Source organism: Colwellia marinimaniae (assembly GCF_002207865.1).
Classification (GTDB): domain Bacteria; phylum Pseudomonadota; class Gammaproteobacteria; order Enterobacterales; family Alteromonadaceae; genus Colwellia; species Colwellia marinimaniae.
Window position 1 is genome coordinate 158,656 of sequence record NZ_BDQM01000002.1, and the last position, 19,604, is coordinate 178,259.

At 39.8% G+C, this 19,604-nt stretch carries 13 protein-coding genes; 8 read left to right on the plus strand and 5 right to left on the minus strand.

Translation table 11 applies throughout. From position 1 onward, the window contains the following. Positions 1-185 precede the first annotated feature (185 nt). Positions 186-1,196, plus strand: a complete 1,011-nt coding sequence (gene serB / locus MTCD1_RS02265) for a phosphoserine phosphatase SerB (RefSeq protein WP_057179975.1) — start codon at positions 186-188, stop codon at positions 1,194-1,196. Positions 1,197-1,277: 81 nt separating this feature from the next. Here serB and MTCD1_RS02270 read toward each other — a convergent pair whose 3' ends face one another. Next, on the minus strand, positions 1,278-3,746 hold the full coding sequence (locus MTCD1_RS02270) for a PilZ domain-containing protein (RefSeq protein WP_057179974.1): 2,469 nt from the start codon (positions 3,744-3,746) through the stop codon (positions 1,278-1,280). 307 nt (positions 3,747-4,053) lie between these two features. On the opposite strand from MTCD1_RS02270, the gene radA reads away from it, so the two are divergent. The 3 genes from radA to hpf all read left to right on the plus strand — a co-directional run bounded on the left by radA (position 4,054) and on the right by hpf (position 8,549). Next, complete coding sequence (radA, locus tag MTCD1_RS02275; protein ID WP_057179973.1) at positions 4,054-5,442, plus strand: DNA repair protein RadA; 1,389 nt, start codon at positions 4,054-4,056, stop codon at positions 5,440-5,442. A 244-nt stretch (positions 5,443-5,686) separates the two neighbouring features. Further along, complete coding sequence (locus tag MTCD1_RS02280) at positions 5,687-7,960, plus strand: S9 family peptidase (RefSeq protein WP_057179972.1); 2,274 nt, start codon at positions 5,687-5,689, stop codon at positions 7,958-7,960. A gap of 253 nt (positions 7,961-8,213) precedes the next feature. Continuing rightward, entirely contained in the window at positions 8,214-8,549 is a 336-nt protein-coding gene (hpf, locus tag MTCD1_RS02285; RefSeq protein WP_057179971.1) for a ribosome hibernation-promoting factor, HPF/YfiA family, read from the plus strand. Between the two features lie 149 nt (positions 8,550-8,698). Here the strand turns inward: hpf and metH are convergent, their stop codons facing one another. From metH to MTCD1_RS02305, 4 genes are all read right to left on the minus strand, one after another. Beyond that, positions 8,699-12,391 (minus strand): methionine synthase, encoded by a 3,693-nt coding sequence (gene metH, locus MTCD1_RS02290; RefSeq protein ID WP_057179970.1) that lies wholly within the window; start codon positions 12,389-12,391, stop codon positions 8,699-8,701. Between the two features lie 53 nt (positions 12,392-12,444). Next, a complete protein-coding gene (locus MTCD1_RS02295) occupies positions 12,445-13,386 on the minus strand; it encodes a homoserine O-succinyltransferase (RefSeq protein WP_057180334.1) in 942 nt (313 codons plus the stop codon). A gap of 124 nt (positions 13,387-13,510) precedes the next feature. Continuing rightward, on the minus strand, positions 13,511-14,125 hold the full coding sequence (locus MTCD1_RS02300) for a DUF938 domain-containing protein (RefSeq protein WP_057179969.1): 615 nt from the start codon (positions 14,123-14,125) through the stop codon (positions 13,511-13,513). A 55-nt stretch (positions 14,126-14,180) separates the two neighbouring features. Then, positions 14,181-15,338, minus strand: a complete 1,158-nt coding sequence (locus MTCD1_RS02305) for a GNAT family N-acetyltransferase (RefSeq protein WP_057179968.1) — start codon at positions 15,336-15,338, stop codon at positions 14,181-14,183. A 360-nt stretch (positions 15,339-15,698) separates the two neighbouring features. On the opposite strand from MTCD1_RS02305, the gene MTCD1_RS02310 reads away from it, so the two are divergent. From MTCD1_RS02310 to MTCD1_RS02325, 4 genes are all read left to right on the plus strand, one after another. Then, positions 15,699-16,559: a helix-turn-helix transcriptional regulator gene (locus MTCD1_RS02310; RefSeq protein ID WP_057179967.1), complete on the plus strand. Its 861-nt coding sequence runs from the start codon at positions 15,699-15,701 to the stop codon at positions 16,557-16,559. Positions 16,560-16,614: 55 nt separating this feature from the next. Continuing rightward, a complete protein-coding gene (locus MTCD1_RS02315; protein ID WP_057179966.1) occupies positions 16,615-18,162 on the plus strand; it encodes a L,D-transpeptidase family protein in 1,548 nt (515 codons plus the stop codon). Positions 18,163-18,670: 508 nt separating this feature from the next. Further along, the gene (locus MTCD1_RS02320) at positions 18,671-18,931 is read left to right on the plus strand and encodes a Flp family type IVb pilin (protein ID WP_057179965.1); all 261 of its coding nucleotides are present in this window, start codon (positions 18,671-18,673) and stop codon (positions 18,929-18,931) included. An 8-nt stretch (positions 18,932-18,939) separates the two neighbouring features. Then, the gene (locus MTCD1_RS02325) at positions 18,940-19,509 is read left to right on the plus strand and encodes an A24 family peptidase (RefSeq protein ID WP_159459894.1); all 570 of its coding nucleotides are present in this window, start codon (positions 18,940-18,942) and stop codon (positions 19,507-19,509) included. Positions 19,510-19,604: the final 95 nt, after the last annotated feature.

Consider the following 19,604-nt stretch of genomic DNA (forward strand, 5'->3'; position numbering starts at 1 on the left):
CACGCTTTATGCGACGTTATTGATTTCGACCAGAGCGCCGATGGTGTTCTTAAAGAATGCAGGAGCTTATTCTCCTAAACAAACATTCTCTTTAATCAATGCATTACCTAAAGGTGTTGCTAATTCAAGCTGAATGCTGCACCTTCAGGTGACTTGGCTATATACCAATACCCTAGAGAGTTAACGTGTCTTTTATCGCCAATGTTTTACCCCTGTCCCTTGCACAGTATTTAGCCCACAAGCTAGCAGATAAGCAATTACCCATTGCCTTTGACTTATCCGAGCAAGCACTTAACCTTGATAAACACCCGCTGGGCACAAGCTCAGCGCAAGATAAGATCGAGTTGGTGGTATTTCAACAACTGACTCTGGCGCAACTTTTAGCAATACAAAGCCAAGTGAAGCTTAAAATCATCGCCTTAACCACCATCAATCACCGTAATAATCAAACCAGCTGTCGTTTTCAAGTACGTTGCGCCGACTTTATCAAAGCACGTAAAGCGCTGGCTGACTTTACCTTAGCCAATAAAATTGAGGCAGCCTTATTAAGCCAAGTACCTAGCTTAAGTGAACCGGGTCTACTCGTCATGGATATGGACTCAACCACCATAGCAATAGAATGCATTGATGAAATAGCCAAACTAGCCGGTGTCGGTGAAGAAGTAGCAGCAGTAACTGAGCGCGCTATGTTAGGTGAATTGGACTTTGCACAAAGTTTACATCAACGAGTGGCGACATTAGCTGGCGCTCCGATAAGCATATTAAGTGATGTCGCCAAAGACCTGCCATTAATGGCAGGATTAAAGCCTTTGATTACCGAGCTTAAAAAGCACAACTGGCGTATAGCGATTGCTTCCGGTGGCTTTACTTATTTTGCTGACCACCTAAAAGAAACCTTGAATTTAGATGCAGCGTTTGCCAATACGTTAGAAATTATAGATGGCAAACTCACCGGTAAGGTATTAGGTGATGTGGTGGATGCACAAGTTAAAGCCGACTCTCTGGCTATATTGAGCAAAGAATATAACATTCCAAAAAGCCAAACAGTTGCCATGGGCGACGGCGCTAATGACTTAGTGATGATGGCAGCAGCCAGTTTTGGTGTTGCCTTTCATGCCAAACCGATTGTCTTAGCACAAGCTGACAGTAGCATTAACGTACAAGGTTTAGACTGCTTATTACATTGGTTAGCCTAACGAGTTAAGCCGATAAGCAAAAAGCCCCAGCACTGATTGCTATCAATGCTGGGGCTTTTTCATATGGTCAATACAAGCGAGTTAGAACTTCTCAGTGAATGAATACCTTAGCAGTGTTTCTTGGGTGACATCAATCAATTGCACTAGCCCGGCGACACTATATATCTCTTGTTCAAGTTGTTTACTGCGATGTATGGCATAAGTGCTAATATAAGTTAACTCTGGGTTTAAATATTCCATATGGGCTTCATCACTACGCGACAGATTTAATTGCAAGGCAAAAAACGCCCCTTTTTTTAACGATTGCTTAATAAAGAAATTTCGTAGTTGCGGGGTATTTAAGTCACTGTCCTGTTTTATAATGACCGATTTTTCAATATCGCTAACCGTGGTATTGATGGCAACATAGATAAGTTCACACACAGCGACATCGCTTGCCAATAACTTTTTCATATGTTGATCAAGTAAATTACTGAGCTGAATATTGCCCAGTAATGGATATAAATTATAATAGCCATGACGATCGCTTAATTGTAACATCGCTGATAATAAGTTTTTATGGCTTTGATAGGCATACTCCCCTGCCACTAGGGTTTCCATCTTATAACGACTGCCACTTGATTGCACTATAGCGGTCGGTATTGCCATATTCACCGCATATAGGGTTCTTAATGCGCCAGATAAACCTGGAGTTAACATGGCATATTCATCAGGCGTTAACTTATTTTTATTTTTATCAATTAATAATTTAAAAAACGAACGACCAATATGTTGATGTTCTTTAATCGACACCCGTAAATTTACCACGGATTTATCTTTGCTGATCCTCATGACCTTATAGGGTAATTTTTTAAGGTCAAATGCTGAGGTGATTTTTTGCAATTTAGGAAAAGTTAAATAAACGATATCACCTTTAGCAAGTACCGCAGGGTTTTCTATGTCAACTTTCAGTCCAGAAACCGAAAAATCTGCCGATTGTCCCGACCACTTTGCCCCTTCACATTCAATGATAACTGGGGTCTTATATTTAAAACGCACTTCTTGACGTTGATGACCATAAGCTAGCGCTATTTCATCAATTCGGCAGCTTTGTTTAGTACCCTGTTTATGACCAAAACTTTTCAGACGTCCAAGATCAACACCTTCAAAACCCAACGCTTGATAATCAGTGACAGCATTTGTGTTAGTGACATCGGTTACCGTGACCAGATAAGGTAATTCGGCAAGAATAGCATTGACTTCATTGGTTAGCGGCGGATTTAAATAACTTTGCTGCTTGGTCATCGCGCTAGACAAGGTAAACGGTGAATAAGCCTGTGCAGGATTCAACGCGTGGGACCTTAACGCTGTGATGACAAAAGTACTTTTACCGGCAGCAAAAGCTAAAAACTGCTGAAAAAATCTATCATCGTCCTTAAGCTGCTCTTCATCGACAGTGTAGAAGTACTTACGCCCCTTATGTTGATGAGTAAAGCTAAAAACTAATAAGCTTTTACCGGCTGGCAAGGTAACTAAACGCTGTAATCGTTCCGCATTAATAAGGTAGTGCAAGGTAGAGTGTTTTTTATCGTCTAGCCAATATTGATATAATTTCTGATTATTTCTAGTCGTTAGCGCATAGCGAGGGCTAGTATTGGCCACTGAATCTGCACCAGTGCCATGCATAAAAACAACTAATTCATTCAATTTGACTAAAGTGTACTGTTCAAGGCTTCTCGCTTGTAATGCCACTAAGCTATTATCTAAATTTATTTTATAGCGGCGTTTATTGCCTTGGATATAACCGGCTAAAAATCGCTCGAAGCTATCATTGTCAGGGATAGCTATGCGCTGACAGCCAATAAGCTGAGTGCCCGAGTCACGTAAGACATTTTTAACGTCAAAAGAAAACAAGCTATCTTTATTAAATTGAAACTCTTGCTCTAAGCCAGTAAAGGCTATGGTTAACTGATCACCTTTAAATAGCGTCACTTCATTAATAAGTTTAAATTTGATACCGGTTACACTGAGATCAATACTGGTTGTTATCAGCTGCTGCTTATTCGATAAAGTTAAGGTGATCGATATAGCAAAGTTCATCCGCTCTTCCACCCGATCAGGGTAGTTTGCAAAAAGCTGTAATTTGGCTGGATATTGCAGTTTATCTATTGAAGATTTTTTATTATTCTCAATGCTATTAGGGGTAACTTTTTCATTTTTATAAAGGTTACGAAAACTATTTTTGGCATCTTTTACCACCTCATAAACACCAAAAGTATAACCGCCATAAATCGCAACATTTTCATTGAACGTGGCGATAGCAATATTATCCAAAAAGTGACTTTGTCCTTGAAAGTCAAATAACTGGCACTCACCGTCAACCAAACCTCGTAAATCGATGGCTCGAGTACAAAGACCAGCTAAGCGTTTCAATTCCATTTTCAACAAAAACTTTTCTGTTTTAGTGAGGTGCTTGGTTACAGCACTAAAATTAATTTCAAAATTATTACTGCTCACTTCACCACGAAAATTGTTAATGATTTTATGATGTTTGCTGAAATATTTATTCATAATTTTATTATTAACTTCTCTTTACTCGCTGTTTTAATCGCAATCTATCACCTGTATGGCAGGTTAACATTTTTTATTGCACTTTTTAGCTTAACAAAAAAATCAAAATCATTATAATCTAACCGACTTTATCAAAATAAACCAAGCAATTTCTGTGCCTATCAATAAGGCGAGTTGAGCAAGGTCCTTTTTCATCCTATGGTGTTTTCCTTGATAACGCTATAGTTAGTCCAATTAACATAATACATCTGCGATGACAGATCCTTATGACAATCACTTTATCGTTTAAAAGGTAGGAATAATCTCGATGGCAAAAGCAGCAAAAATCGAACTTGTATGCTCAGATTGCGGCATGAACTTCACTCGCTGGCAAGGACAGTGCCGTTGCGGTGCCTGGAATACCTTGGTAGAAATGAGAATTCCTAAATCGACCAGTAAAACTGCGGTCACCCGTAGCGCAAAAACGGCAGGTTATGCGGGTTTAATTGGTGGTGGCTCTAAGAAAATTAACGAGATAGCCGCCTCCGATGCAGAAAAGATACCAACGGGCATAGGAGAGCTTGATCGTGTTTTATGCGGTGGTGTCACTCGCGGTTCGGTAAATCTGATTTCTGGTGATCCTGGTGCTGGTAAAACCACCTTGCTCTCAGAGCTGGTCGCTAACATGTCAAAAACGTCCGCCTCGCTCTATTGTACGGCAGAAGAGTCCCTGTCTCAGTTTAAGAACCGTGTCGACCGATTAAAACTAGATTACAACGAAGATAACTTGTATCTATTGGCTGAAACCAGTGTTGAGGCAATCATTGAAGAGTTAGATAACCACAACATTAAGTTTGCCGTTATTGACTCTATTCAAGCCGTTGTGACTGAAAATGCTAATGGCAGCCCTGGCTCACCCTCACAAGTAAAAAGCAGCGCGCAAGCACTAACCCAGTACTGTAAGCAAAATAACGTCACCATGTTTATTATCGCCCATGTCAATAAAAACAATGAGATTGCTGGTCCACAAACCTTAGTACATATAGTTGATGCACTGTTGCATATCGACACCAATGACGGACAAATACGTACCCTAAGAGCAAATAAAAACCGCTTTGGCGATATCGACACAGTCGGGATTTTCAGAATGTGTGAGCGCGGTATGCTCAGTGTGGATAATCCCAGTGAAATATTTTTATCCGGTTCGAGTACTGAATCGCCTGGTTCAACCATTACCTGTATTCGCAAAGGTAACCGAAACCTATTGTTAGAAATTCAATGTTTAACCACGGAAACCGAGGCTGAATTCCCGCAGCGGGTTTGTGTGGGCTTGAACATGAACCGAATTAAAATGTTAACGGGAATTTTACGTAAACATACCAAGACCAAGATATTTCACGATACCTTTTTCAATATTGTTGGTGGCTTAAGAATAGACGAGTCTGAAACCTGTATTGATCTCGCCTTGGTCAGTGCACTATTAAGTAGCCTTAACGATTTTATTATCCCTAGAAATACCTGCATTATGGGCGAATTAAGTTTAAACGGTGATGTTAGGCCGATAGACAGTGGTGTACCTCGCGTTAAAGAAGCGGCACAGCATGGTTTCACCGAAATAGTCATTCCTTATCGCAATTATCATAAGTCAATGGAAGGCTTAGGTGCCAATATCCACCCGGTAAAAACCATTCATGAGCTCATTAAATTAATAACATAGCAGCTAACAAAGCTAGTCTTAATCTTGGCCTTTTTTATTACTGCGCTAGTTTAACAAAGCCACGTTTGCTAAAGTGCCGAGCAAACGAGTACTGAAAGAAGTGTTGGCAAGGAAGTCTTACAGCAATCGGACTAATTAATCCGTTTACTATTAAACACAAAGCTCACAATTACCCCTTTAGCTGACTTAATTAGATAGCCTAATTTAGTCAGCTAATAAGATAACTTAATAAGATAACTTTGCTATGAAATTTACCATTAAAAAAGCACTTGTTGCCCTTGCTTGTTCATTAGCCTTCCCGCTAAGTGCCAATGCAAATAATGACAACGCAAGTGATGATACCACCCAAACACCTAGTGCTCAGCAGTTAACCATTGAGCGCATTTATAGTTCGCCGTCCCTCAATGGTCAAACACCCAAGTCATTAAAATTCTCCCCCGATGGTACTCGTGTGACCTATTTGCAAGGTAAAGCAGAAGACTTACACCGATACGATTTATGGGAATACAACCTAGCCAGTAAAGAAAATAAATTACTTGTTGATTCACAATCCCTGTTTAGTGGCCCAGAACATTTATCTGATGAAGAAAAATCGCGCCGTGAACGCCAGCGTATTTATGGTGTTGGCATTATGGAATATCACTTTTCTCAAGATGGCAGCGCGTTATTATTCCCGCTAAATGGTGATGTTTATTACTACCATTTAGCCAGTAAAACGGCTAAACGTTTAACCGAAACTACCGACTTTGAAACCGATGTGAAATTTTCACCTAAAGGCAACTTTGTTTCTTATATTCGAGAGCAGAATATTTATGTGTTAAATATCGCCTCAGGTGAAGAGCGCCAATTAACCATAGATGGTGGCGGCACCATTAAAAATGGTATGAGCGAATTTGTGGCTCAAGAAGAAATGTCACGAATGACCGGCTATTGGTGGTCACCCGATGAAAAGTACATCGCTTTTTTACGTGTCGATGAAACGCCAGTACAAACGGTTATTCGCAATGAAATATACGCGGAGAAAATTGAATTAATTGAACAACGTTACCCGGCAACAGGTACCAATAATGTCCATATTCAATTAGCGGTTACCGATATTAAAGGTAAGAAAATTCGTTTTATTGCTCTTGGTGACAACCAAGACATTTATCTCCCACGAGTAAAGTGGCTTAACGACAGTAAAAAACTATCTTACCAGCTACAAAGCCGTGACCAAAAAACCTTAATATTAAAAACCTACGACTTAAAAAAACGCCGCCAAAAAACCTTGTTAACGGAAACATCGACCCACTGGCTTAACTTACATAAAGATTTAACCTTTTTAAAAGACAATAAAACCTTTATCTGGGCATCTGAGCGTGATGGCTACAAACACCTATACCATTATAAGCTTAACGGTGAACTTATCTCACAATTAACTAAGGGCGAGTGGGTAGTCGATTCACTGACTCGTGTTGATGAAAAAAAGGGTTGGCTGTACTTTACCGGTCGTGCCGATACACCACTTGAGCGCCACTTATACAAGGTACCAATGACGGGTAAGTCGCCAGAACATGTACAGCGTATTACCAAACGTAATGGCTTTCATAACATTAACTTTAGCGCTACCGGTGAAAGTTATATAGATAGCTTCTCTAACACTAAAACCCCTAAACAAGTCAGTTTACACTCAGCCACTGGGGAACACCTTACTTGGTTAGCCCAAAATAAAGTAACAGCTGAGCACCCGGTTGCCCCTTATTATGATGATTTAGTTATGCCTGAGTTTGGCTCGCTAAAATCGGATGACGGCCAAGCGGACTTGTTTTACAAAATTTATAAGCCTAAAAACATGCAACCGGGCAAAAAATATCCGGTTATTGTTAGAGTTTATGGTGGTCCAATTGCCCAACGTGTGACTAACTCATGGCAAGGCGCAGATATGACTCAGTTTATGCTGCAACAAGGTTATATTGTTTATCAGCTAGATAATCGTGGCTCTAACTACCGTGGTACTGCTTTTGAATTTCCAATCTATGAGACCCTTGGCCAAGTTGAAGTAACAGATCAAATAACGGGCGTTAAATATTTACATACCCTACCTTATGTCGATAAAGCACGTATCGGCGTATTCGGTCACTCATACGGTGGTTATATGGCCTTAATGACTATGTTCAAAGCTGGGGACTATTTCAAAGCAGGTGTTAGTGGCGCGCCAGTTACCGATTGGATGCTTTATGATACTCATTATACTGAGCGTTATTTAAATCACCCCAAAGTGAATGCGGCAGGTTATCGACAAAGTAGTGTCTTTCCCTATGTTTCAGGTCTAACTGGGCCACTGATGATTTATCATGGTATGGCTGATGATAATGTCTTGTTCACCAATACCACTAAGTTAATTAAAGCCTTACAAGATGAAGGTAAGTTATTTGAATTAATGACCTACCCAGGCAGCAAACATAGTATGCGTGGTAAAAAAGTTAAAGTGCATTTAAATAAAACCATTATGGATTTCTTTAATAGACACTTTAAATAATACCTTTATCTTTAGGGGAAACATTGGCTCAGACATTAGCGCATAGACCTAAGCTAACAAACACTCGTGATTAAACTTTAGTTAAGATAAAAATGGCAAGTACCCCCCGTTACTTGCCATTTTTTTTCAAAAACGCCACAAAGCTCAATTACATTTAATTGCAAATAAGCCGATATTTTCTATTGCATTTTTATCACTGAAGGAGGATTATGAAATTGAAGACAATGATTACGATAACAAAAGAGGTAATATTATGAAGATTAAGATTTCTGGACACCATGTCGAAATTACTGAAGGTATCAAACAATCAATCGAAAATAAGTTTGCGAAAATCTCTAAGCATTATCCGTCAATTATGACACTCAACTCGACCATTACCGTAGAGCCACATATACAAAAACTTGAAGTCACCACCTTGTATGAAGGTGAAAAAGTAACAGTAAATGCTTCTGACAAGCAATTATATGTCGCCATTGCCAAAGTTGCTAAGAAACTACAAGTTGCCCTTGCTCGTCGCAAAGGGGTGTTATCAGCCAAATTTAACAATAAGTTTGTTGTTCAACAAACAGACTTATCACAGCTTAGCTAAGCCGGGGCTAACCATAGCCGAAGCAAGTTAAGTCATAACAAGAAAAACTTATCAAAAAAAGGCTGCATCCTTGTTTATAAATATAAACCTGGTGCAGCCTTTTTTATTTACGATAATTTAATCCGACGTCACCTTAGTGAACAATTTAATTACTCTGGTTCGTAGTCCAAATTAGCCGACAACCAACGTTCAGCTTGCTCTATGGTCATGCCTTTACGGATTGCGTAATCTAGCACCTGATCTTTAGCCAGTTTTGCCACAGCAAAGTACTTAGAGTCAGGATGAGAGAAATACCAACCACTGACCGCGGCACCTGGCCACATGGCGTAACTAGAGGTCAGATCCATACCAATATTTTCGTCGACATTCAGCAGCTGCCACAATAAACCTTTTTCAGTATGCTCTGGACAAGCAGGGTAACCTGGCGCAGGGCGAATACCTTGATAACGTTCGCGAATTAAGCAGTCATTATCGAGCGCTTCATCTGGCGCATAACCCCAATATTCTTTCCGTACTTTTTCATGTAAATATTCAGCCGTGGCTTCGGCTAATCTATCAGCCACAGCTTTGATAAGTATTGAATTATAAGCATCGTGATCGGCATCAAAAATTTTCACTAGCTCATCAACACCAAAACCTGATGACACGGCAAAGGCGCCAATATAATCCGCAATACCCGAACCTTTCGGTGCTAGGTAGTCAGATAAACAGCGGTTAAACTGCCCAGCAGGTTTTTTACTTTGCTGACGCAACTGGTGTAATTTCATGCGCAGCTCTTTACGTGATTCATCGGTATAAACGCTAATATCGTCGCCATCTCGGTTGGCCGGGAATAAACCAAATACCGCTTTCGCTTTGATCTTTTTGTTATTAATAACATCATCTAACATGTCATTAGCATCTTTTAAGAGGTTAGTTGCTTCCACGCCAATAACTTCATGCTTTAAGATCAATGGGTATTTTCCTGATAACTGCCAGGTCAGGAAAAATGGGGTCCAATCAATGTATTTTCGCACTTCATTTAAATCAATATCGTCAAGTACGGTAACACCAAGCTTGTTAGGTTTTTTCGGGGTGTAATCATCAAAGCTGATCGGTGTGGCATTAGCACGAGCCGCTTCAAGACTAATTAAACTTGAACGTGGGCCTTTTTTGTAATGACGAATACGGACTCGATCATACTCTGCTCTAGTGTCAGCAAAAAACTTGCCTTTGTGTTCCTTGGATAATAATTTACTGACCACAGAAACCGCGCGCGAGGCATTGGAGACATAAACCACGGCTTTATCATACTGGGGCTCAATTTTTACCGCGGTATGGGCTTTCGACGTTGTGGCACCACCAATCAATAATGGCAAGTCAAAGCCTTGGCGTTTCATTTCTTTAGCAACATGGACCATTTCATCAAGGGACGGGGTGATCAAACCGGAAAGACCGATAATATCTACCTTTTTTTCTTTCGCTACCCGTAAAATATCTTCACAGGAAACCATCACGCCAAGGTCAATAATTTCATAGTTATTACACTGGAGCACGACACCAACAATATTTTTACCAATATCATGAACATCGCCTTTCACCGTTGCTAATAAGATTTTTCCGTTGGTACTAATTTCAGTTTTTGCCGCTTCAATAAACGGGTTTAAATGAGCAACCGCTTGTTTCATCACTCGTGCTGATTTCACCACTTGCGGTAAAAACATTTCCCCCGCGCTAAATAAGTCGCCAACGGTATTCATGCCATCCATTAATGGCCCTTCAATTACGTCTAAGGGCCGGACAGCAACAAGGCGAGCTTCTTCGGTATCGGCAACAATAAACTCATTAATACCTTTCACTAATGAATAAGACAAACGCTCATTAATCGGTAGCTCTCGCCAGGTTAAATCCGCTTTTGAGACCTTACCACCTGCTTGACCATGGTATTCTTGGGCAATATCAAGTAAACGTTCGGTCGCGTCATCATCACTATTTTTAATAACGTCTTCTACGGCTTGTTTTAATTTTTTCGGCAACGCTGAATAAATGGCCAACTGACCGGCATTGACAATCCCCATGTCCATGCCATTTTTAATGGCATAATATAAAAATACCGCGTGAATAGCTTCACGTACCGGGTTGTTGCCTCGAAACGAAAATGATACGTTAGAAACACCACCGGATATCAGCGCATAAGGTAGGTTTTTCTTAATATCATCAACCGCCTCAATAAAATCTACCGCGTAGTTATTGTGCTCTTCAATACCGGTAGCCACAGCAAAGATATTAGGGTCAAAAATAATATCTTCCGGCGGAAAGCCAATTTCATCCACCAAAATATGATAGGCACGATGACAAATTTCATATTTACGTTGTCGGGTATCCGCTTGGCCTTTTTCATCAAACGCCATCACTATCATAGCCGCGCCATAACGGCGTACTAATTCAGCTTGCTTGCGAAAGTTGTCTTCGCCTTCTTTCAAACTGATCGAGTTAACTATGCCTTTACCTTGAATACACTTTAAGCCTGCTTCAATAATATCCCATTTAGAGGAGTCGATCATAATGGGCACTTTGGCAATATCTGGCTCGCCAGCAATCAAGTTTAAAAAGCGTACCATGGCCTCTTTTGATTCCAACATGCCTTCATCCATGTTGATATCGATAATTTGTGCGCCGTTTTCAACCTGCTGTAAGGCGACAGCAATAGCTTGTTCGTACTTGTCTTCTTTAATTAAGCGTTTAAACATAGCCGAACCCGTTACGTTGGTACGCTCACCAACGTTAACAAATAAGCTATCGCCTTTAATGGTTAATACTTCTAAACCAGACAAACGACAAGCGATTTCACGGGGTGCTACTTTACGTGGGCTAATGTTAGCAACGGTGTCAGCCATGCCTTTAATGTGCTCAGGCGTAGTACCACAACAACCACCAATGATATTTAAGAATCCTGAACTGGCCCATTCTTCAACGTGAGTATTCATATCCTTGACGGTAAAGTCATATTCACCAAAGGCATTAGGTAAACCGGCATTGGGATGAGCAGAAACAGCAACATCACAAATTCGGCTCAACTCTTCAACATATTGACGCAGTTCAACCGGGCCTAACGCACAGTTAAGGCCAAATGAAACCGGCTTGGCATGACGCAATGAATTGTAAAAGGCTTCGGTGGTTTGCCCGGATAAGGTACGTCCTGAGGCATCAGTAATGGTACCTGAGATCATCACGGGTAAACGGAGACCTAATTGTTCAAAAGTTTCTTCGACGGCAAAAATGGCCGCTTTAGCATTTAAGGTATCGAAAATAGTTTCGATTAAAATGAGATCACAACCACCGTCAATTAACGCTAAGGTTGACTCAATATAAGCCTCTTTTAATTCATCAAAAGTAACATTACGAAAGGCAGGATCATTGACATCAGGAGAAATAGAACAGGTACGATTGGTTGGCCCTAAAACACCAGCAACAAAACGCGGGCGATCAGGTGTTTTTTTAGTGTATTCATCGGCAGCGGCACGGGCAAGTTGCGCAGCAACACGGTTGATTTCGCTGCTATATGCTTCCATGTCGTAATCAGCCATGGCAATCGTGGTAGCATTAAAGGTATTAGTTTCTAGAATATCGGCGCCAGCTTCAAGGTAGTCACGATGAATAGCTGTAATGACTTCAGGCTGAGTAAGCACTAACATATCGTTATTGCCTTTAACGTCAGTATGCCAATCAGCAAAACGTTCGCCACGGAAGTCCTGCTCTTCAAACTTGTACGCTTGGATCATGGTACCCATAGCACCATCGAGAATAAGAATATTTTTAGCCAGTTGCTGTTCAAATAAAGCAAAAGATGGGTGTTTTTTCATTGTTAAATCCAGGAGTAACTATTTAAAGAATAAGGGTATTATCAGTGCGGTTCTTACTGTTTTTTTAACACTGAATTGATATTATTGGCATCTAATTGGTATGGCGTTATTTGATAAACATAATAATTTAACCAGTTAGTAAAGAGTAAACTGCCATGACTACGCCATGAGCCAGTCGGCTTATTATTAACATTATCATCTTGATAATAATTAATCGGCAATGGCGTGCTTGCCTCTTTTTTGCAGTCTCTCAGATACTCTTCATGCAAGGTAGCCGTATCATATTCAGGATGGCCGGTGAGGTACACTTGGCGCTTATTTTTACTGGCGACTAAATAAACCCCGGCATCAGCTGATTGCGCCAAAATATTGAGCTCATCAATACTTTGATAATCGGCTTGATTAATATAGCCATAGCGTGAATGTGGCACATTAAAACTCTCATCAAAACCTCTGGTCAGCTCTTCTTTACTATCAAGAGGATAATGTTGATAAACCCCAGATAGTTTTTGCTGACGTAGATGACGGTTTAAACCATAATAGTGATACAAGGCGGCATGCGCAGCCCAGCAAGAAAACATGGTGGAAGTGACATTTTTCTCGGCCCAGTCAAACACCTCACAAATTTTATCCCAAAAGCTGACCTCGGCATAATCAAGTAAGGCTAACGGCGCCCCGGTGATAATAAGGCCATCGTATTGTTTGTGCTTGATATCATCAAATAAACAATAGAAATTGTCTAAATGCTCTTTCGGAGTGTTTTTGGAGACATTTTTATGAATACGCACAAATTCGATATTAATTTGCAGTGGCGTATTGGATAACATCCGCAAAATTTGTACTTCGGTTTCAATTTTATTAGGCATTAAATTCAAGATAGCCACTTGCATCGGGCGAATTTCTTGATTGGCCGCACGGTGCTCTGACATCACAAAGATGTTTTCCTTACCTAACACAGATAAGGCGGGTAATTGACCGGGAATTTTAATGGGCATGACACTACCTAACAAAAAAAATAACATAATAAATCGATGATTCTCATATTACTTAGATTGCTAGATATGTCAACATCTAAACGTATAGACGTCTAGATGTTTTTATTGGTTGGCTTTTTTTGTGCTAATTCATAATAAATACCAGTAAACGATTGTTTGCCGGCATAGGGTTATCGGATAATAAAGCAAGACCTGCATTATGAGCTAAAGCGGCAATGTCTTCAAAATCACGTATAGCACTTTCTTCATCTCTATGCTTTAGCCATAGATCAAAATTGGCATTACTTTGACTGGTAAATTTTCCTTGGTGATTAAAGGGCCCATAAATGCATAAAGTGCCACCTTTAACTAGGCTCTGCTTTACCCCAGTGAAGAATTTGTTAACCAAAGAGTTACTAACAATATGCAAGGTATTCGCGGTAAAAATGCCGTCAATGCGCCCTTGCAATGATGATTTTTCCACGACTGCTTGCCATGGTTGATGTAAATCTAAAACAACCGGCGCTAATAGATTAGTTAAGCCACTGCTCTGTCTGCGGTAGTTTATCGCAGCATGATTCACCAGTAGATCACTTGGCTGCCAACAAAGCTGCGGTAAATGTTCTGCAAAGAATACACCATGTTGCCCTGTGCCTGAGCCAATTTCTAATACCCGCTTAGTGTTGGTAAAAGCGCTTTGTAACACCCTTAGGATTGGCTGTTTGTTATTTTCACAAGCTTGAGAAAAAGCGATATCCATTATAATTTCCTACCTTAACGTATTTATTTATCTGCCAGTAATGCTTATAAACTGTTTATACCACCACTTTAAATGGCAGTGCTTGTCGACATTGTTGCTGATAACTTTCCATATGTTGACATTCACGTTGGCAAAACTCTTTAATCGCCTCTTTAAAAGCAGCATGTTTAACCCAGTGATATGAATGGGTTAATACCGGCTCAAAACCTCGTTGAATTTTATGTTCACCTTGGGTGCCAGGGTTAAAACATTGTAAATTATGTTCGATGCAAAAGGCTATGCCTTGGTAATAACAGAGCTCAAAATGTAAGTTGTTAAAGGCTGTTTTACAGCCCCAATATCGACCATAAAGATGGCTATCATCATAAAAAAATAAAGCACAAGCCACATCTTTATCATTATGACTGGCAATAATAAGCAGAACATTAGCCGCTAAGTGAGTGAATATGTGCTTAAAAAAATCAAAGTTAAGGTGAGGCTGATGGCCTTGTTTTAAATAAGTAAGTTGGTAGGTTAAATAGAAGAAATCAATATCGCTCGCCGTAATATCTGGCCCTCGAACTTGCCTAATGTTAATGCCCTGCTGCTTTATCGATGCTCTTTCTTTACGGGTATTTTTGCGTTTACGTGAGGTGAATGTGGCAAGAAAGTCATCAAAACTTGCATAACCGCGGTTAAACCAGTGAAACTGTACCGTATGACGCAGATAAACATCTTCAGGTAATTTAGCCATGGTCGTACTTTTACCTTTTTCGGTTGGCGTTACCTCACTATCAATTTCAGGGCAATACAATATGTGCCAACTGTTTATTTCGTGCTGGTGACAATGGCTAATTAATGATGAAAAAAGATCAGCTAAATTTAGCTTATTTGACCATAGTTTGTTGCTAGTAACTGGAGTAAAAGGAATAGTGCCGACGAGTTTAGGGTAATAAGCAAGATTGTTATCCTCATATGCTTTGGCCCAATCCCAGTCAAAGACATATTCGCCCCAAGAATTTTGCTTTAGATACAAAGGCATAATGCCGTCAATTATACCATCATTTTCAATAACCATATGATGTGGTTGCCAACCGCGCGCACCAGATACCGACTGACTAGCTTCTAACGCCTTAAAAAACTCATAACTGACCAACGGGCACGAGGAAGTATTTAGCCGGTGCCAATCACTTGCGGGTATTTGTTCAAAACGTTCAAAAAAAGTTATCTGCACAGGAAAAGGTCATTTTTAGGGGCTATTTCCGTGTGAAGATAACAGTTTTAACAACAAGTTCCTATACTGAGAAACTATAATCTTGCAGCAAGGTCACCCGATAAATGTATTAGCTAGACTAAAATAGCAAGAGCCTTTTTCTTAATTTCATCTGCAATTTGCGAATCACAATTACAATATCGATGAAAAAGTGTCGTAATTTTTAACAGTTTTACTTAAGAATTTTTTATTGAGATTATAACTAATTGTATTGGTTAATATATTACAAAAAGGTGTGATAAATGCATATTTTTAAACTATTGTTCAACTAGTTCTTTGTCTGTATTAGGTTATCAATCACTCGGATATTTAAGGATGAGTATGGCTATTCTCAAAGCGAAAGAATACTTTGGTGTTATCGGACATAACAAAAACAGCCTCAACGAGGTTTGTCATAGACTAGATGATAAACTTGCCTTCAAAATCATACCTTCTCTTGAGCATATAAAAAAGCTCAATGGCTCTTTAGGTGCCATTGCTTATGTAATGGACTGCCATTCTGAACTTCACTGTTATAATATAGAAACTATCAGTCGTGATTTTTCAAAAAAATCACTTTATATTTTGTCCGCTTGCATCTCAATACCTATGCTGCATCATGCGCTGAAACTCGGTGTTAAAGATGTGTTCCATCTGCCGATGAATAACCAAGCCTTGACTAACCTGTTAGTTGAACTTAACGAAACCACTGATATTGATTGTTTTGAACAAGAGTCAATAACAAGTGATTTTATGCCCGCCATAGAAGAGCTAATAAGTCATCCTTTAGAGGGACTGTTTGAATTAATCGAGCAACATTTTTTCGATGCCCCGTCACTAAAACAAGCATCGAATAGTTTATATTTAAGCCCTAGTCGTATTAGTCATATGTTTAAAGATTTATGTGGTGTTGGTTATTGCCAATATATTTTATGTCGACGCTTGGAAGAGAGTGAGTACCTCTTACGTCAAGAAAATTCTTCTGTCACCAATGTTTCTTTTGCTGTTGGTTTCTCAAATCCATCACACTTTTGCCGCAGCTTTAAAGAGCATCTTGGTCTAACACCAACCGCATATATCAAAAAGGAACTAGGCATAGAGCTCAGCTGCTTATATCAGCGATATCAAAAATTAAGAATGGAATTATTGCCAATAACGAAAATACAGCAAGCAAAAAATCGTCGCCTTAGTGCTCTTAATTGATAGCTATCGACTTAAGTAAAAGCCAGTTGCATAACGAAAAAACCAAGGAGATAAAGTGAAATCAATCATGATTCTTTTATATTTTTTATTGTTAAGCAATACGATGGCAAAAACAGTGCAAGCTTTTGTATTTACTGAAAACTTTTTGGATAACTCCTCAGTAATGGTTTTACCAGTAGGGCTATTAGCTCAAGATAAGCAGCTTAACTATCAGCAGTTGATAGCTCATCATAGTAAAAATTATTTATGGCTTGAACATGATAAACTCAATTTATCAGGGCTGTCATTATTAAGCTTACTGAATGATCTCGGTATTCACCCGTTAGCTTTTGATGATATCAATAACTTAGCGGGTCCGCAGGGTAAAAAAATTGATCAACTGCTCACTCAGCAATTATTTACTATTGCTACTTTATTTAATGGTTATCAGTTTAAGCCGCAAGAAAAACCCCGTGCAGACATCCTTAAAGCAGTAAAAAATAATCAGCTTGCCCGTTATGTTGAGCAGTTATTACCACAATTTGATCAAGTGATACGTCTGCGCATGGCAATTACCCATTACCGTAAATTAACAGAAACGCCTTGGCCAGTAATTGATGAAAAATTATCCTTAAGGTTAGGTCAAGGACATAAAGATGTTATTAAGCTGCGCAGTATTTTAGTTGCTTTAGCCGATCTTAGCACAGCACAGTACTCCCACTATCGGCGGCATATTTTTGATCCAGAAGTCATTAGCGCCCTTAAAAAATTTCAAGCTCGACATGGTTTAACCGCCAATGGCAAGTTAACGGCGAAAACAATTAAAGCACTTAATACCAAGCCAGAGAAACGCCTTAAAATCATGCAAATCAATTTATGGCGTTGGTTATCATTACCCAGTAAACCACCATCACGTTATATACTGGTTAATATTCCCGCCTATCGTTTATACTTTATTGAAAACCAGCAAGAAACATTATCGATGAAAGTGATTGTTGGTGATAATCAGCACCCTACCCCGATAATGGTCACTAAAGTGAGCAGTGTCACCATCAATCCACAATGGACACCAACCTATAATATTATTCATAAAGAGTTATTAGTCGAGAATTCTCGCAACCCAGGCTCACTAAGACGGCAAAACTTTAAATTGGCAAAAGGCTATGGTGCTAAGCAAGTGCTTCGACCTGTTTTTAATGATTCCCGCTCAATAAAGGCCGCTTTGGGAGAGTACAAATTAATACAGGTAGCAGGAAAAAAAAATGCTTTGGGAAAATACCGTTTTAATATAAAAAACTTTCATTCAGTCTATTTACATGATACCCCAGCAAAACATCTTTTTTCGAAAAAATATCGGGCGCTAAGTCATGGTTGTGTACGTTTACAATACGCCAATTTACTGGTTGAAAAATTTATGACTAATGAGCCTAAAAACAAACAACGGCAAGTAAGAAATGCACTCGCGGTGAAAAAAACCCAGCACATCAAACTAGCGCAAAGCATTGCGGTTTACCTCACTTATCAAACTGTTTGGTTAAGCCCTACGGGTAAAATACAGTGGTTGGCCGATATTTATCAACAAGATACCGCTGTTAACGTCACCATCACCGCCAGCATATTATAATTACCCGTAGGCGGGAACTTGTTCGCTTCCTTACCCATGCGCGATTAAAATCCCGCCTACGCATTATCCATGCGCTTCTTTATCTGCAACGCAGCAGCAGAGAAGCTGCGCTGTCACCGCCAGCATATTATAATTACCCGTAGGCGGGAACTTGTTCGCGCTTCCTTACCAACTCGCAACTGGGTGCAATAGATAGCAATCTGATGTTAGCGACATCAAATAAAACCGACTAACTTTATTAGTACGCTCAATTTATATCTTAAACGGAAAGTCTTAAACGATAGTCTTAACCGATATTGATAAACCGTATTAAGTTTAATTGACTGTATTGAGTAAAACAGCAAAGGATTGCTTGCAACTGCCTTTGTCATTAACTAGTCGGTACTTACCTTCTGTTAAGTACCTGAATAGTACCTTCGTCCTAGCAGCAGCTAGAGGATAGACCAAGTGCATTTGTTAGCTCATGCTTTGCAATCAAGCATAAACATTAATGGTTTTGGAGCATCTAATGAATAAATTAACTCAATCTATGAAAAGTTTTCTTAAAGATTTTATTGCAGATGAAAGTGGTTTGACCGCGGTTGAATATGCCATTGCCGGTGGTTTAGTGGTTGGTGGTATGGTCGGCGCCTTTCTAACTTTAGGCGAGAGTGCTACCGGACAAATTAATACCCTAGCTTGTGCCGCCGAAGGGAAAAGTTATACTGCAGCAACATCCACCACTGCTAATGATGGGACTGTAACTACAACAGCTGCAAGCTGCTCCTAGAAATGCTAATGCTGTTGATAACCTTACTATTGTTGCTTAGCGCTTTATATTTTGATCTGCGCTATCAACGTATACCCAATAAGCTTTGTTTGGCTGGGCTACTAGCTGCCCTTGCCTTGCAAGCTTATAGCAACCAATGGTATGGCTTAGGGCAAGCATTACTGGGAGCAGGGTTAGCAATGGCCTTGTTATTACCGGCGTTTTATTTTCGTTATTTAGGCGCTGGTGATGTCAAGTTAATGATAGCCGTAGGTGCGTTTTCGGGGCCAACCTTATTATTTTGGTCTGTGGTCTATGGCATTATTTTTGGCATTTTTACCAGTTTTTTCTTAGCGATTTATAAGGTCGGTTGGTCAGGTCTGCTTAAGATGACCAGCCAAGCTTTTATCAACAAAAGTGAAAAACAGTCAGCGGTCTTGGTGCCCTACGCCCCCGCTTTAGCGTTAGGTTGGTTGTTCGCGTGTTACCTGAGTCCTGAGATAGGCCCAGAAATAGCCGCTGAAATAACGGCAGTAATAACGGCAGTAATAACCGCTGACATAGCACCGAAAATTGCGGTTCTGCTTAGTCGTAGCTAATAAAATGGCTAATAAGGTCAGTAACATTTACTAAGTACTTACCCTTAGCAGTAAAAACACTTAACAGGCACAGACAAGAAATAACTAAATAATGT

Bases quoted from the DNA above. Each gene is read 5' to 3' on its own strand.
- MTCD1_RS02320 (WP_057179965.1), top strand. From the start codon at position 18,671: ATGAATAAATTAACTCAATCTATGAAAAGTTTTCTTAAAGATTTTATT.
- MTCD1_RS02280 (WP_057179972.1), top strand. From the start codon at position 5,687: ATGAAATTTACCATTAAAAAAGCACTTGTTGCCCTTGCTTGTTCATTA.
- MTCD1_RS02300 (WP_057179969.1), bottom strand. From the start codon at position 14,125: ATGGATATCGCTTTTTCTCAAGCTTGTGAAAATAACAAACAGCCAATC.
- MTCD1_RS02270 (WP_057179974.1), bottom strand. From the start codon at position 3,746: ATGAATAAATATTTCAGCAAACATCATAAAATCATTAACAATTTTCGT.
- radA (WP_057179973.1), top strand. From the start codon at position 4,054: ATGGCAAAAGCAGCAAAAATCGAACTTGTATGCTCAGATTGCGGCATG.
- MTCD1_RS02325 (WP_159459894.1), top strand. From the start codon at position 18,940: ATGCTGTTGATAACCTTACTATTGTTGCTTAGCGCTTTATATTTTGAT.
- metH (WP_057179970.1), bottom strand. From the start codon at position 12,391: ATGAAAAAACACCCATCTTTTGCTTTATTTGAACAGCAACTGGCTAAA.
- MTCD1_RS02310 (WP_057179967.1), top strand. From the start codon at position 15,699: ATGGCTATTCTCAAAGCGAAAGAATACTTTGGTGTTATCGGACATAAC.
- hpf (WP_057179971.1), top strand. From the start codon at position 8,214: ATGAAGATTAAGATTTCTGGACACCATGTCGAAATTACTGAAGGTATC.
- MTCD1_RS02295 (WP_057180334.1), bottom strand. From the start codon at position 13,386: ATGCCCATTAAAATTCCCGGTCAATTACCCGCCTTATCTGTGTTAGGT.